Genomic DNA, 14,781 nt, shown 5'->3' on the forward strand with positions numbered 1-14,781 from the left:
AAAGATTTTATCATATCTTCATTTTCTTTAATGCACTCACCATATGCCCGGCAAATTGTCTGTTTCCCTTTTCCGTCAGATGAATTCCGTCAGAGAACAGATCGATATCCCATTTCCCGGCATCAACAAACCTTGCTTTATATTTCTCGGCAACGTCGCTGTAAAGGGCACCTAACTTTACGTTTTCTTCCTGATAAGAGTTCATGGGATGTCCTGCGGGAAATCCCATCTTAGGAGGAGAAATGACTATACATAGGCACTCTTCATGAATGGCTTTAACAGCCTGGAGAAGCAATTCCATATGGTTTGAGATTTCTAAAGAGTCATGTGATGACTGATTCAACAGATCATTTGTGCCAAGCATTACCGCAAAATAATCAAGCCTATCAAATCTTCCTAAAACCTTTTGGAAACGTTTAAACTCTGCCTCATATCCGGGCAGGCATCTGCCATTTTGGCCATCCTCTAGGATTTGTATGGATTCTTTTAAACTCTTCTGCAATATCGTTGGCCAGCGACTCTCTTCCGGCAGCCGTCCATCTTCATAGCAAGAGGCCAATGGATTATAACCGTATGTATTGGAATCACCATACAAATACAGGATTTTCATATTTTTCATGATCATATCATCCTCAATACCGGAGTCATATTTCTGAAACAGAGTTAACTCTTTTTGCATCGACTATATTGCCTCCGGATACAGATGGAGCAAGTTTCTCCGCAGTCTTTCCTATACCACTTCCACCGGATGTTGCAAATATATGAATGTTCTTACCGGACCAGTCATATCCCTTACAGAAAGTGTGAACTACTCTTGGTGCCTGTCCGTACCAGATAGGAAATCCGATGTACACGGTATCATACTTGTCAAATCCATCGATCTTTCCGCTGACAGGAACTTCTTTGTTACCTAATTGTTCACGATTGCATCTGGCCAATGGATTCACCCATCTTATATCTGCTTTTGAATAAGCTTCTGAAGGAACTATCTCAAAAATATCTGCTTCGATCTTTTCTGCCAATTCCTTTGCCACTTTTGCTGTTGTGCCCTCTGCGCTAAAATATGTAACTAATGTCTTCATATATACCTCTCTCAGCATCCTTTCCCATCAACTGTACATGCCATTCCTGTTTCTCCCGGATGAATAACATACATACCTCGTTCCGTAAAATAACTTTCCCAATCAAGAGACAGTTTGCCGTCATCCGTGATGAGCAAAGGAATACCTATATATCCTTTTTCCTTAGCTGCATTAAAAGCTTCATCCTTATCACGTAATCTTAAAAACTCTTTAAGACCTTTGAGACTCTGTGTAATATCAATGTTTTCATATTCGATCTTGTTTCTGTCCAGATTGTACTTAAACTCTATGCAGTCAGGACACATTCCACTTCCATATACTTTTAACATAACTACCTCCTGATAATATATTTAGTCACATTATATTGTGTACAACTTTATATATAATAAACCGCTCATTATCAAAAATCAATGCATAAATGAAGCTGCAGTCAGAAGTATATATCTACCGAAAACCAATCTTGGTGTCTATCCTCGAAGTAATAAAATACGAAGCGTTAACCTGTGATTAGCGCTTCGTATGCATGTGTTTTACAGATCCACTGAGAAATCGGCATTACCGAATCCGTCAACAGTGAAGTAAATTCTCTTCTCTTCCAGGTTCACAAATGTCTCTATTTTTTCAGCATGAATGTACGGATGCTTAACAAGGTATTCCAGAACTTTCTTGTTAATTGTCTCCTCTGTGAACTGCTTCTTATCGAACTCAAATACAGTTCTTGTGAAGTTATAGTCCGGAACTGTTGCAGTCTTCTTTGCTGTTACAGCTGCCTTTGGATTCTTGTCTGCAGTCTTCTTAGGGCCACGCTTTGCAGTAGCTTTCTTTTCAGTGGCAGTTTCTTTCTTTGCCTCTACAACTGCATCCTTCTTTGCTCTTGTAGTTCTCTTCTTAGGAGTAGCATCTGTCTTAGGCTTAGGTCCTCTTTTTTTAGCTGTTGTTTTTGATGCAGGTTTCTCTTCATTTTTGGGTTCTTCAACTTTTGGCTGCTCTACAACCTTTACGTCTTCATTTTCCATACTCATATCCCTTTCGTAAATAAGACATTAATTTTTCTTTTTTAATTATAAACAATATGGAATTTATTTCTATATGGTATTTACACTAATTTCATAATCATCTTTCTTTTACTTCATTTTTTCAAATACCATTTCCTTATTGGCGGAAAGATCCTCCCTAAATACATATCCAAGACGATCAAAGTTCTTGATATCATTTGGTTCTTCTATACTGTTCTCTGCCATGAACCTTACCATCTCACCTCTTGCCATCTTTGCATATGTACCTTTTGTCACAAGCTTTCCATTTACAGTCTCGCCAAAAGTTACAGTTATGAATGTGTCATCCGGTTTCAGGTACTTCTCAATACACTTTGAATATTCCTTTGAGGCAAGATTAATGATAATACCGGTTCCGTCACATACATCATCATACAATCTATGTCCCCATAGTTCATACAGATCCTTGTGTCCACCAATACCTATCTTTGCCTGCATCTCAAGCCTGTATGGTGTTACACCGTCGAAAGGTTTAAGAACACCATAGAATCCTGAAAGAATCCTGAGATGTTCCTGTACATAATCAATACTGCTCTTTTCAAATACTGCAGGTGCCATGTACTGATATGCCAGACCATCATATGAAATTATTGCCGGAGTTAAGCCACTGCGTAAATCCATATCTCTGATACGGTCATAATTCAGCTCAGCTAACTTCTCATTACAGCCCCAGATTTTTTGGAGTTCTAACAGAGAATGCTCACGGAGCCAAGAAAGGATTTCCTCAGTCTGTTCCAGAAAAACCGGAAGATCTTTGTAGTCCAGTTTATCTGTATCAATATTCATTTTTTTAGCAGGTGATAAAATGATTCTCATTTTTAAAAAAGTAATTCGTCATACAAACTTAAAATTTTAGCGTTCTTTCTATTTTAACCAATCCATTATGTTACTTTGAATAGAATTCCGTCGTTGTTTCATTTGCCTGTATCAGTACTGTATTCTGATCATAAACATCGATCAGCTCATCACAAAGAGAATGGACTTCTTCTAATGATGTGTCGCTCAAATAAATAACAAGGGTGTACTCCTGATATTCTGTTCCATCATTACCGATCCAGCCGCCATTGGCATCTGTGATGGTATAGCCACCAAACCGTTGAATCAGGATCTTCTTCAGTTGCTCCTTTGCCTCATCAGGCGGAAGCACAGGCTCATCCGTATCCTTATCATTAGTGCCAAGATAAAGAACATACTGTAGATCCTTCTTTACCGGGTCAGGCATTCGGATCACCTTTGTAAAACAGAAAGCAGACAGACACAGCGCCACAATAGACAGAACTGTTACTACAACATTCAATACTTTTTTCATATTAACCAACCTCACAAAATAGTTTTCACATACTATCCGTCATCAGACATTTTCAGCATAAAATCTGCCATTCATCCTCAACTATGAGCAGCCACAATGAAAATATCCTCATTGATGTTTTCAATCGGTCTTTGTTTAATGTTACGGTATGAATACCATTTTTATTAGCTGTTTGACTTCAACTGATACCTAAACTTGTATGTCAATCCTGGTAATTCTCTCTGTAAGTACATTCCAAAACATTAAAAAGTCCCCTACTGAAAGCTTATATATATATTTGAATTTATCGCTCAGCAATAATACATTCCTCAGGATTCTGATGAGTGATTCTCTCTCCTCTTTCGCCGCTGCTCCCGATTATTTTTTTCAGATTCAAATAACTCTACCGCAGCATCAGTCAATTCATCCGGCCAGACTCTGCCGCTTGAGATTACCTTGGCCCATGGACATAAGTTTTCGTAATCGTGATCAAATACAACTGTATAAGGTGGTCCGCATCGATCATCCACATCCATATACAGATGCCTTCCTTCAGTAATCAACTTATAAACATCGTCATCATTTGCGCCATTTTCCAGCTGATCATAAATCTCTTTTGTAATTTCATATAAATGATAAGCTCCTATACCACCACGTTCAGCAGTATAGAGATTTCTTTCCTCATCATAGCAGGCTTTCCAGCCGCATCCTTTTTTGAATTCCATAATCCTCCTCTCACTAAGTATGGAAATACAGGTGCCCTATTTTATATTGCCTTTTCATCTTTGAAATCATATTCAAGCATTTCCTTCACATCTGTTATAACAGGATACTCTTCAATTGCTACTTCCGAAGTCTGTCCAAGTTCAATAAGGTGGCATTTACCTGCTTTGCCTCTGCCAGTTCCTCTTCGTAATCACAGCTATGGCACAGGGCATCCGTCCGTCTATAACATAATAATCGATGTCTGTATTGGCGAAGCATTCCTTCAGCAAAATCTGTTGCTGTCAGTTTCCTGCACTTCCCGGCAATGTAAATACTTATTGCTCCGGTCCCGCATGCACACTCCAAAACTTCATCAGAATTCTCGATAAGTTCCGAAACCTTCTTTCCGGTTCCTGAGTAAACTTTGCCATTATAAATGTTCTCAAATAAATCATATATAGGTGAAATCTTATCCCAAAACATCGAAAAGTCCTCTACCTATCAGTAAACACCTTTAGTATTTCATCAAGTGTTTCCTTTGCACCATCTCCAAAGTCCTCTTTTCCAAAAACTGCAGGAGCTTTCCAAGGTGATAACTCCTGATTCCAGTTTTTAACTGGGAATGCTCTAAAACAAAAATCCTTGCCCGAAATCCTCCTGATTTCATCCACTTCATTCCCATTAAGGCACCCGTAACAACAAGCCCAATTATAGTATGAACCTTTATTATGTCTTTGGAAGTCCTGTGAAAAAGCATCATAAAGATCAGAATAAATATTCCCCCAAGGAGTCCTCGTGAAAATGACAAAAAAGCTGATGAAACCGGAATATGCCTTCTGAAAATCCCAATTGTTCCGAAAATCAGCATCGATAAAAAATTCATAATCACTGATTTCCGCTCATTCTGAGGTTCTTGCATTATATGCTCCTCCTATTGCTTCAATACCCCCAGTCCCCACGATCTTGTCATCTACAATGGCAACAATCTCTATTTCATTAGGACTATTTGTCTTATCTGAAAGGAACTTAGCCTCCCTTTCAGGGTCAAAACAGTTTTCATCAGGATAAACAAGCATGAAATCAGTTTCGGCATGAGTCTTATTGTAAATATCATATACTTCCCTGCCGTCCGGTTCATCACCATTCCTAAGCAATGCCTCTTTTCCATTTTTCAGAATTATCTTTTTACTATAGATCATCAGCTTTCCCTTAAAGTTTTTCAAAAGCAATCCTCGGATAATCATCTTCCTTTACATATATCGTTCCACACCTGGTGAAGCCAAGCTTTTTTAACAGATTTTGCATCACAATGTTATCTCCATGGGTATCTATCCTGAGATGCCCACATTTCTCAAAAGCCCAGTTTATACAAAATGCGCCAATGCCTTTTTCCGAACCATCTGCTGCAATCCTGTGAACCACGCCGTATTCATTGTCTCCTATCCACTCACCGTCCTCTATGTCTATATAATCTGGTTCAATATCGATTCCCTTATCAAAATAGAATACACCAACTACTGTTTCTGATTTGTTTACGCAAACATAACTGAGTTCATTCTCAATATCATTCTTAATAAGCTCTTCAGGCGGCCAGTTAGTGAGGCCCCACTGATTTGGATTCCCGTGCTCTGCCATAAATTTTCTTGCATGAGCATATATCACCATTATCCTGTTAAAATCTTCTTTTCCGGCTTTCCTGATCTTCATATCGCATCACTTTTCATCTACATAATCCCACGCATTAAAAGTCTCTTCCGTGCGCTGTTCTCCATCTGTTATGCCCTTTACAAACTCTGTGACATATGTATCTCCAGAAACAGAATCAATATAGTAACGAAGCTCAGCACCTGTATACGACCTGAATAACACAACAACCTGGTTATCTGTAGATGATTCTATCTCCCAATAGATAGTGTAATCACCGGATTTTACCATATCCTCAAGTTCCGGATTATTGGCAAAACAGTAATTTTTGATAGCTGATAATACCTGATCACCTGTCTCAATTTTACGTAATGTTTCTGAAATATCTGTTGAAGGCTCTTCAGAAGAGCTCTCAATCTGTTTTTCAGTAGTAACCGGCTCCGTCTGTCTAGGTACATTATTTCCGCAAGCTATAGTTAAAGCTGTAAAAGCAATGCATAATGTAATTGTCAGTATAGTTCTCTTCATAAGATACTCTCCCATATCGTCATAACTGCTGATTTGTTTCATAGAATTATTCTAATTGTTCCACACACAAAAATAAAGCCCACAAAAGTGAGCCTTATTTCATAACATTATTTAACTGTTAATAGTAACGAAATTGACTGATATGGCTATCATTTAATGAATATCCCTTTAAAAAAACACACTAATGATCATAATGCTTATATACACCGTGTCTGGTGGTTTTTTATAAGCATTATATGTATTATTATGGGCATAGTCTGGTTGCAAATAATTCCAAAATTGTTTTCATGTTGAAGCCTTAAAATTATAAACCGGCTTCATGACCTCAATAACATCTACAGATTCTGCAATGACATCAATTATGTCCGTTAAAGACTTATATGCCATCGGTGCCTCATCAATAGTGGACTCATTTACTGAAGTAGTGTAGACATCTTTCATGGCTTCTTTATATTCCGCTATGGAAAGATTGTTTTTCGCCACTGTCCTGGACATTATTCTTCCCGCACCGTGGGGCGCAGAAAAGTTCCACTCCGGGTTTCCTTTTCCTACAGCAAGTATTGAACCATCACGCATGTTTATTGGAATAAGTACCTTCTCACCCTTATGTGCAGCGATGGAACCTTTTCTCAGTATCATCTCATCCGTATCTATATAATTATGGATGGTATGAAAAGACTCACCCCCTGAAAGACCTGTCCTGTCAAGTATTATCTCTGCCATCTTTTCACGGTTTCTTTTTGCAAACTTCTGGCAGATTTCAATATCATGAAGATAATCCTCCAGATATTTTCCTGACAAGTAGCAAAGATCCTCCGGCATGGATGATGAATGCTCGATATATTTCTTGTCATAGAGTTCCTTCAGCGCTGTCTGTATCTCAGATCTTTTTCCCTGCTCTTTGTATGTTCTTATAAGTTCCTCCCTTGCTGAAAGATAATCTCCTATTCCCTTGGCAAGATCAACTGCCAGAGTCTGATATAACTCTGCGATCTGCTTTCCGAGATTTCTGGAGCCTGAATGTATGACCATGTAATTGTTTCCGTTTGAAGCTCTGTCTATCTCTATAAAATGATTACCACCGCCTAATGTCCCAAGGGATTTCTCAAGTCTTTTTGTCTCTTTAAGATCTCTATGACACTTAAGTCCTGTAAGGTCAAAACGCTCTGTTCTTCCCTCCCAGACATCCCTGCCGGAAGGAATGTAATGTGCTGCTTCGTCAAACTTAGCGAGATCTATATCCTGTTTGCCAAGATCCACTGTAAACATTCCGCATCCAATGTCTACGCCCACAACATTCGGAACCACCTTATCAGCGATAGTCATTGTGGTTCCTATGGTACAGCCTTTTCCGGAATGAACGTCAGGCATGATTCTTATTTTGGAGCCCTCTGTCATTGGAAAATCACACATTCTTCGTATTTGCTCTATCGCCTCTTCCTCCACTACCTTTGCATAGCAGACAGCTGTATTTACTTTTCCTTTTATCTCTATTGTATTCATGCTTTTTCCTCTCAGATCCGGAAGTTTTTTCGTCCTCCGGACCTGTTCTCATTACGCAACGATCCTTTCGTATCGTGCTGATGAAAGGACACTCATCATAAACTTATATGGTTCCAGATTACCGTCTTTTAACATTGAAAAAATCTGTGGATTACATCCTGATACAAGTACTGTCCCCTGATCATTCATCGTTACCGGCTGCTGACGGTTACGGCTGTTTACATTCCAGAAAACCACCTGGGGCAGTCTGTACCCGTATTTTTTGAATTCTGCCTTTGCATTCTCAAAGTTCGTTTTATGAGTATTTCCCTCACAGAAGTCAAATTCCATATCAGATATGATGTACAGTTTCTCCGGCATGTCAGCCTGTGTAAGTTTATTGCTTACAGCTGTTCTCAAAATCAACATAAATGTTTTTTCAATGTCTGTATTGCTGCACTCATTAAAGCTCATGCAGTAACGGATCTTTTCCACTATATCCCTGCCCTTGATCTCAATGAGTCTTGGATTACGGGAGAATGTTATAAAATGATTATGGAAATCCCCGGTATTCTTCTCAGCAAAGTAGACACCCAGGGACTGTGCTACGGCTGCCGGTAATGGATTAGATCCCCAGTACATCGATGCAGAACCATCAACCACCACAAGAGAATTTTCAGCCCCTGCATAGTTTTCAAGAGCATTCCATGTGACATTCATAGCCCTTCTTTCATCCTCTGTTAATGTCTTTCTTGAAATAACCGGAGCTATCACATCATACGGTGTCAGCGCTGAAGTATGTAACACTTCCGGATCAGTTTCAGCCTTTGTTATAAATGCTTTATATCTTTCCCCGTCATTTCTCAGAAATGCTCTTCTATATTTGTACAATGCTTTTGACGACTGCTTCTCATAGTCAAAGGTGTAATCTTTTTCCCTCAGGTTATTCTCAATGATCTTTATCTGAGTTCTTAACGAAGATAATACCTTTCTGTACTCGGCCTCAGACATTCTCAGGTATTTTGCTATCTTCTTAGCCTTTCTCACTGTCTCCTTATTGCTGGTATTGACTGATGGAAGCCACTTTGCAAGAAGAGAAACATTGGCATCTGATCCATACTCAGACAAAGCATCAATATCTTCATGTAATGTCTTTTCTATATATGACATCACTTCGTTCTCTATCGGAGTATCTATAAGTGCAAGAAGATCATCATAGCGGCCATATTCTGCCACATTTACAATATTCTTTTTTACAGATTCAGTCTCGGCAGATGCAAGATATGCAAGTATTACCTTGAAAACTCTTCTCTCCCCAAGTCCGCCCCTGATGTCTCTTGCAAAGAACAGTGTCTTCATGGCAAGATCAGCATCTTCAGCATATGCCTTTATAAAGCTATCTATTATAGCTTCATCCGATGCAGTTCTGAGTGCACCTATGGTCGCAAAAAGATCCAGGCAGTCGGATTTTGTTGTTCTATATGTTATTGCGCCATTCTCTGTGTAAGTCTTGTTTTCTTTTTTCAAAAAGTTCAACATATCCTCTACCTCCTGATTTAAAGACAAGGTGCTTTGGAACCGTTCCGGTTTTATGGTTTGTATTTTTCTAAATATAATCTTTAAATAAATAGTTGCTGTATGCACCTTTATAGTTCACCACATCAAGACACCTATCCTTTACGGATATTCGGGATTTGAACCCAGTCCGGACCAGGTGATCCGGTGCTGACCATTAAGCTCTGTAATTGCTGTGTGTGTCTTTATGTATATATAGTAATGCATAATAATGGAGATTGATACCTTCGGATTTTTCTTTATTTGCAACCCCTGATAATCTTGTTATTACGTCTTATTTACATTATTATTGTGGTATATCACGACCCCATATAAGAGGTGGACCATGACTGAAAAATATAAAATATATCTATCCGAAGATATAAAAACCAGACTCACTAATGATGCAGAACTTTTTGAATTCTATAAGAAAGATGGCTCTGTTAATCTGAATGCCTTCCTGAAGATACTGATAGTAAATTACTTTGACCAATACAGGAATGAAAAAGAAAAACTCCTAAACAGCATACGTCAGGATATTTCCAACATAATATCTATATCTGACAAAGACTCTGAGAAACTTGCTGACAGAATAGTTAATACCTATCTAAAAGGGGATTTTGAAAAAGCAGAAAAGAGCACAGCCATTACATTGACTGTAAGCGGAGAATCCTATGACATTATAGGAATCATCGAGAATAATTTACTAAAGGACTCTTCCCTCTCCGGATACTTAAAAGATATGTTTGTTTCATATCTGTCTATACCTCGAAGCAATAGAGAGATTATCATTTTTAAAGATATACAAAAGGCTATTACAACCGCTATTTCTGAAAAAAGGATCATTACCTTTTCAACCACAACATCCGAAAAGAATACCACTTTTACGGTTGAGCCATATTTTATTGCTCCTTCGAAGGAAGAACAATGTAATTATCTGATATGCAACGACGTCAGAGCCCACATCCCAAGAACCTTCAGAATATCCAGGCTTACCAGCATTTTTGTCACATCCGCTGATTTTATTTTTGATGATGCTCTATACAAAGAATTACAGGACAGGGCCCTCAGGAGTCCTCAGTCTGTATCTAAAACCGTACAGGCCATAGTGAAAATGAATTCATTTGGAATCCGAAAGTTCAAGGTCGTTACAAAAAACCGTCCGGACCTGCTTAAGAAAGAAGGAGATCTGTATTACTTCGACTGGTCCGAATTGCAGCTTGAGGAATACTTTAAACGCTTCGGACGTGATGCCATAGTTCTTGAGCCAAAGTCATTAAGGGAACGTTTGAAAAAATACTACAGCTTGGCCGTTAAGGCTTATAATGATTAAACAAGTCAAAGCCATACATCAGAAATGCTGCTGCATTGATAACTATCAAGTATATATTATTCATAATTTCATCCTCAGGATTCTGATGTATGATTCTCTCTGTAAGTAATATTCAATCGGAGTACATCTGACAAAACCGTCCATACCCGTAGCCAGTGTACAGGTTTTTCGCTCATAACCTGATACATGGCATCAACCAATATATGAAGAAACTCCTTGTTTTCAACCTCATCTACAAGAATCATTTCCTTTGCACCTTTGTATGGAAGTACCATATCAGCATCCGGCATCATTGATTTTGCTGATTTTGTATTCTTCACCAGGAAACGGTCATCATAGATTCCGCCAAATACTTTTCCTCGCTCTGACATAAATTTTCTGGCATAAGCATATATTCCCATTATCCTGTTAAGATCTTCTTTTACAGCTTTTCTAATGTTCATACTATCCTTTTTCCTTACGCGTTTTGCCCTAAGTATTTCTCCAGCAGAACAAGATTAACATCAGGTATACCATTAAAAACTGTAGGCACAATGGCAACCTCTTTATAACCAAGTTTACTGTACATTTTTCGTGCTGCCATATTTCGTTCGTTAGTATCTATCCGAAGTTCTGAGCAGCCGTTTTCCAATGCATAGTTTTCATAGAACTTTATAAACTCTTTCCCCAGTCCTTGCTTTCCAGCCATGGGAGATATGGCGAGCGTGTGGAATACACATACTTTATCGTCTTCCGCCTCATGCTCCCATTTAGTTTTCTTATATACGTCCACCTGGATTTTATTTATTATACCTGAGCCAAGCACAATACCGTCCTTTTCAATAATAAAAAGGTCCTCTCTTTTCAAAGCCTCTTCCGCCGTTTCTTTTACAGGATATATTCCCCTGATCCATCCAACAGATATTATCCCTTCTTCCTCTGTCTTATGGATTTCATCATAAATATTCACCACTGCATCAAGGTCAGATTTATTTGCTTTACGTATCCTAACATTATCAGAAATAGACATCCGCATATCTCCAATTAGCCGCATAATCACACACAGGAAACCACTTATACTCATCTCCGCTCTTAATGTATGACGGATGACGTGGATTTCCATCCCTTGTCATTGTTCCACGATAGTACCACTCACAATCACATTCCAGCTTTTCCAATCCCGTGAGCACCGCCTGTGATCACACCTACTTTACCATTGGTCATAACGATCTCCATCTTCAAAAAAAGCCGCCTGCAATTATTACAGGCAGCTCTAAAGAATTTTAAAAATAAAACCAAAAAATTTTAAACATAATTTTTTTGACCCATACCCCCTGCTATTACTGGCTCTGTAAGGTTTTGTTCATTTTAAATAAAATCTACAAAACAGTAATATACACCTATACAATATTATAATAATTTTGTTTGTTTTTACAGTAAAAATATGTGTTATAGAGTTCATGCGCAAGTGCATTAAGCTTTCTAAAAACTTCTTTACACCTCCAGAACATCAATCATTCCTTTTTTTAATGCTGTCCATGTATGTTTCTACTTGCTTTTTACATTGTGTCAGTAGAGAACTCTTTAACCCCCTACTGACAATTTTGGGGGTTAGAAATTATCTTTATTATCGTAATACAATTGTGGAAGGAAAGAAGCTAAGTTAGTAAATTCTTTTATATTATGGGCATAAAGATTCTTTGAAACCTGTTCAGGAACGCTAATACCGTCAGGCAAACCTTTTATAAGCTTGCCACTTTCGGACATTTTTACTCCAATCCAAAATCTTGAACATAGCATTACACCATCCTTGTGTGGATACCATTTGTGAGTCATAGCAGCTGCACAATTCCCTTCTCCAATGGCACATACCATAGATGCACATTTTTCGGTTCCGATCAAAGATTCATCATATCCAAAGTCTCTTGGTCTTTTAAAGTTGAGTTTAATGAAATCCGGACCAAAACCTGTATCTTCCAAGATGTAATGACTTACATTCCATGTTTTTTGATTAATCGGAACTGAAGGGTCAACCACATAATCAGCTCTATCAGCTCTTGCAAAATAATGATCTTCAGGATCCCAAATTTTATATCTTAAATCAGAACCTACACTATGCCAAGGAAACCACCAGTCAAGCATTTCAGGAGCAACTCCGGACATATAGGTCTCATTACAAACGAAACCCATTCCATCCGGGTTTGTTCCATAACCAATCTGACAATAATCACTGTCCTTACCGCTCAAATAAGAATTTCGCTCCCCTAATGGAACAATTGATCGCTCAGAAGCTCCGGCATTTAAAATATCTATTTTCTTTTGTGGAATCTCTGCTAATTCTTTCTCATAATACTTAAAGTACGATAGTGTTAGCTCTTCTTTTGATACTCCTACTTTCCTCATATATGCCACCTTTCAAATAATATAAAGACCACCTTTAAAGTTAGTTACTCAAACATCCCACACCAAAAAGGTGTGATGTACCTTGAAAACTCTATACTTAAGACAAAAAAATAGGCATAAGTCTCTTTCAAATGAGGTATAATGAATTCACCACAAAAACAAATACCTAAAAGGACTTACACCATACCTTGATCTTTAATATCAGCAAGGCATCGCTCCAATAACTGCTTTGCGATACCTCGTCGTTGATAAGCCGGATCTACTGCAAGATCGTTAATTTCAAATGTCCGTCCGTAATGAAAAAGCATAGAAGTACCAAGAATAAACCCGACTACTTTATTATCCATCAAGCATTCAAGCCCATAAGACTGTCTTGATTCGAGAAGTTCTTCAACATGAATTACAGCATCTTCTACCTTCCACGGATCGTTCCATGGCTCTCCAGAAAAAGCCTTCGCATATATTTCGCCATATTCTTTAATATGCGTCTTGTTTATACCTTTAATTTCAACCATTGTTTTTCCTCACAAAACACGATTTGTCATCATCTATAAAACTGGAGGTCATTTTTTCTTCGGCGCCGGTAAGTCCTCATACATCGCCTCTACGAGTTCCCTCAAAAACTCCCTGTTATCAACATCATCAACAAGGATCATTTCTTTTGCTCCTTCATACGGAAGTTCCAGCTCCGCATCAGGCATCATAGCTATAGCAGTTTTTGTAGGCTTCACCAGAAAGCGGTCATCATAGATACCGCCAAATACCTTGCCTCGATAATAAAGGACATATTCACCCATCATCGTACGATGAGTTATATCATTAAGCTCCGACAGTTGCTCCAATATGTAATCCAGATAATCTTTACTCGATGCCATCTGTTAACCCCTTACCTATTTATCCTGAAAAGTTAAAAATCAACGACAATTTCTGAGATAGCCACCAAAGTAGCCTCTCCGCTTATTTTTATTCCTCCATTCTCAAGCAGTTTGTACTACTTCATACCCTGAATGAAAATGCTCATCTACTATTTGAGCAGTCTTTACTGCTCTTGCCTAATAGCTTGTATATATCTTTTCAAAAGAGATCTTCACTGTAATATCTCTCTAAATCTTATTTCCTATCTGTTTCTGACAACTTATTTTTAATCTTATCTTTTTCTTTTTTATCTTTGATGACCACAAATGCTCCTAATCCTCACCTACAAACTGCCGATTTATCGATTACATATGCAAATAATCATACTACAATCCTTGGTACAATCACAAACTGATATTGACTTATATCTTTAATAAATATGTAATCAAAAAAAAGAAGCAACCAGTCTGATTGCTCCCTCATAAATCTAAAGTTGTGCGATTAACTTCCGGTTTATTCTTCCATCAAGGATTATGTATTACATTTCTCTTTCCACTATTGGCAGTTCCTCTTACTTCTTCGTGGTAAAAGTAATCTACGATTGTTGGATGTCCTTTCTCTACTCTCTCATACGGAGTTTCATTATCAACAAACCTGCAATCATACTTTTTAGCCAGCTCTTCTGCTTTCTTTTCCAGCGCTTCAAAATAGCTGCGGTTCTTTTTGTTATAGATTTCGTCATACAACGGCACCAGATCCGGATGTTTATCGGAAATGTATTTCATGATATCTGCCTTAAAACCTCCGCGAAGATTCAGATTCTCAAGCCATACAAGGTCACACTGATCTTTTGTCCTGTCTATGATTGCTTCT

Annotated in this window: 21 protein-coding genes and 1 pseudogene; 1 reads left to right on the forward strand and 21 read right to left on the reverse strand. The window is 38.2% G+C overall.

The features are described 5' to 3' along the window. Window positions 1-10 precede the first annotated feature (10 nt). The 14 genes from T515_RS08915 to T515_RS08980 form a co-directional block, all read right to left on the reverse strand. The gene (locus T515_RS08915; RefSeq protein WP_197026415.1) at window positions 11-619 is read right to left on the reverse strand and encodes a GDSL-type esterase/lipase family protein; all 609 of its coding nucleotides are present in this window, start codon (window positions 617-619) and stop codon (window positions 11-13) included. 25 nt (window positions 620-644) lie between these two features. Then, window positions 645-1,082 carry a flavodoxin gene (locus T515_RS08920; RefSeq protein ID WP_036610050.1) on the reverse strand — a complete coding sequence of 146 codons (438 nt, stop codon included), beginning with the start codon at window positions 1,080-1,082 and terminating at the stop codon, window positions 645-647. An 11-nt stretch (window positions 1,083-1,093) separates the two neighbouring features. After that, window positions 1,094-1,411, reverse strand: coding sequence for a glutaredoxin (locus tag T515_RS08925; RefSeq protein ID WP_036609969.1), 318 nt, complete (start codon window positions 1,409-1,411; stop codon window positions 1,094-1,096). Between the two features lie 201 nt (window positions 1,412-1,612). Then, the gene (locus tag T515_RS08930; protein WP_036609972.1) at window positions 1,613-2,098 is read right to left on the reverse strand and encodes a DUF6465 family protein; all 486 of its coding nucleotides are present in this window, start codon (window positions 2,096-2,098) and stop codon (window positions 1,613-1,615) included. 108 nt (window positions 2,099-2,206) lie between these two features. Continuing rightward, window positions 2,207-2,953 (reverse strand): peroxide stress protein YaaA, encoded by a 747-nt coding sequence (yaaA, locus tag T515_RS08935; protein ID WP_036609974.1) that lies wholly within the window; start codon window positions 2,951-2,953, stop codon window positions 2,207-2,209. Between the two features lie 70 nt (window positions 2,954-3,023). Beyond that, on the reverse strand, window positions 3,024-3,446 hold the full coding sequence (locus T515_RS08940) for a hypothetical protein (RefSeq protein ID WP_036609976.1): 423 nt from the start codon (window positions 3,444-3,446) through the stop codon (window positions 3,024-3,026). A 308-nt stretch (window positions 3,447-3,754) separates the two neighbouring features. Beyond that, complete coding sequence (locus T515_RS08945) at window positions 3,755-4,150, reverse strand: hypothetical protein (RefSeq protein ID WP_036609978.1); 396 nt, start codon at window positions 4,148-4,150, stop codon at window positions 3,755-3,757. A gap of 118 nt (window positions 4,151-4,268) precedes the next feature. Next, on the reverse strand, window positions 4,269-4,613 hold the full coding sequence (locus T515_RS08950) for a class I SAM-dependent methyltransferase (protein WP_051671591.1): 345 nt from the start codon (window positions 4,611-4,613) through the stop codon (window positions 4,269-4,271). Between the two features lie 31 nt (window positions 4,614-4,644). Beyond that, window positions 4,645-5,049, reverse strand: coding sequence for a hypothetical protein (locus T515_RS08955; protein WP_036609980.1), 405 nt, complete (start codon window positions 5,047-5,049; stop codon window positions 4,645-4,647). Beyond that, window positions 5,030-5,329 carry a hypothetical protein gene (locus T515_RS08960; RefSeq protein ID WP_197026416.1) on the reverse strand — a complete coding sequence of 100 codons (300 nt, stop codon included), beginning with the start codon at window positions 5,327-5,329 and terminating at the stop codon, window positions 5,030-5,032. Before T515_RS08960 ends, T515_RS08955 begins: the two co-directional genes overlap by 20 nt. Window positions 5,330-5,339: 10 nt before the next feature. Then, window positions 5,340-5,837 carry a GNAT family N-acetyltransferase gene (locus T515_RS08965; protein ID WP_036609981.1) on the reverse strand — a complete coding sequence of 166 codons (498 nt, stop codon included), beginning with the start codon at window positions 5,835-5,837 and terminating at the stop codon, window positions 5,340-5,342. Between the two features lie 6 nt (window positions 5,838-5,843). Further along, a complete protein-coding gene (locus tag T515_RS08970; protein WP_036609984.1) occupies window positions 5,844-6,302 on the reverse strand; it encodes a hypothetical protein in 459 nt (152 codons plus the stop codon). Between the two features lie 285 nt (window positions 6,303-6,587). After that, on the reverse strand, window positions 6,588-7,805 hold the full coding sequence (locus tag T515_RS08975) for an RNA-splicing ligase RtcB (protein ID WP_036609985.1): 1,218 nt from the start codon (window positions 7,803-7,805) through the stop codon (window positions 6,588-6,590). Window positions 7,806-7,856: 51 nt separating this feature from the next. Then, a complete protein-coding gene (locus tag T515_RS08980; protein WP_036609988.1) occupies window positions 7,857-9,323 on the reverse strand; it encodes a DUF2828 family protein in 1,467 nt (488 codons plus the stop codon). 361 nt (window positions 9,324-9,684) lie between these two features. Here T515_RS08980 and T515_RS08985 point away from each other — a divergent pair, with 361 nt between their 5' ends. After that, window positions 9,685-10,671: a WYL domain-containing protein gene (locus T515_RS08985; RefSeq protein ID WP_036609990.1), complete on the forward strand. Its 987-nt coding sequence runs from the start codon at window positions 9,685-9,687 to the stop codon at window positions 10,669-10,671. A gap of 74 nt (window positions 10,672-10,745) precedes the next feature. Here the strand turns inward: T515_RS08985 and T515_RS17600 are convergent, their stop codons facing one another. The 7 genes and pseudogenes from T515_RS17600 to T515_RS09015 form a co-directional block, all read right to left on the reverse strand. Continuing rightward, window positions 10,746-11,114 carry a hypothetical protein gene (locus T515_RS17600; protein WP_442950149.1) on the reverse strand — a complete coding sequence of 123 codons (369 nt, stop codon included), beginning with the start codon at window positions 11,112-11,114 and terminating at the stop codon, window positions 10,746-10,748. A gap of 14 nt (window positions 11,115-11,128) precedes the next feature. After that, entirely contained in the window at window positions 11,129-11,680 is a 552-nt protein-coding gene (locus T515_RS08995; RefSeq protein WP_036609993.1) for a GNAT family N-acetyltransferase, read from the reverse strand. Further along, window positions 11,667-11,828 carry a hypothetical protein gene (locus tag T515_RS17370; protein ID WP_155988340.1) on the reverse strand — a complete coding sequence of 54 codons (162 nt, stop codon included), beginning with the start codon at window positions 11,826-11,828 and terminating at the stop codon, window positions 11,667-11,669. Before T515_RS17370 ends, T515_RS08995 begins: the two co-directional genes overlap by 14 nt. 433 nt (window positions 11,829-12,261) lie before the next feature. Continuing rightward, on the reverse strand, window positions 12,262-13,053 hold the full coding sequence (locus T515_RS09000; protein ID WP_036609995.1) for a DAPG hydrolase family protein: 792 nt from the start codon (window positions 13,051-13,053) through the stop codon (window positions 12,262-12,264). A 176-nt stretch (window positions 13,054-13,229) separates the two neighbouring features. Next, on the reverse strand, window positions 13,230-13,568 hold the full coding sequence (locus T515_RS09005) for a GNAT family N-acetyltransferase (protein WP_081832751.1): 339 nt from the start codon (window positions 13,566-13,568) through the stop codon (window positions 13,230-13,232). A 48-nt stretch (window positions 13,569-13,616) separates the two neighbouring features. After that, entirely contained in the window at window positions 13,617-13,928 is a 312-nt protein-coding gene (locus T515_RS09010; RefSeq protein WP_036609997.1) for a TfoX/Sxy family protein, read from the reverse strand. A 504-nt stretch (window positions 13,929-14,432) separates the two neighbouring features. Continuing rightward, a pseudogene (locus T515_RS09015) lies at window positions 14,433-14,781 on the reverse strand (radical SAM mobile pair protein B); the annotation flags it as partial.

The sequence above is a fragment of the Oribacterium sp. P6A1 genome (assembly GCF_000702885.1).
Lineage (GTDB): Bacteria > Bacillota > Clostridia > Lachnospirales > Lachnospiraceae > Oribacterium.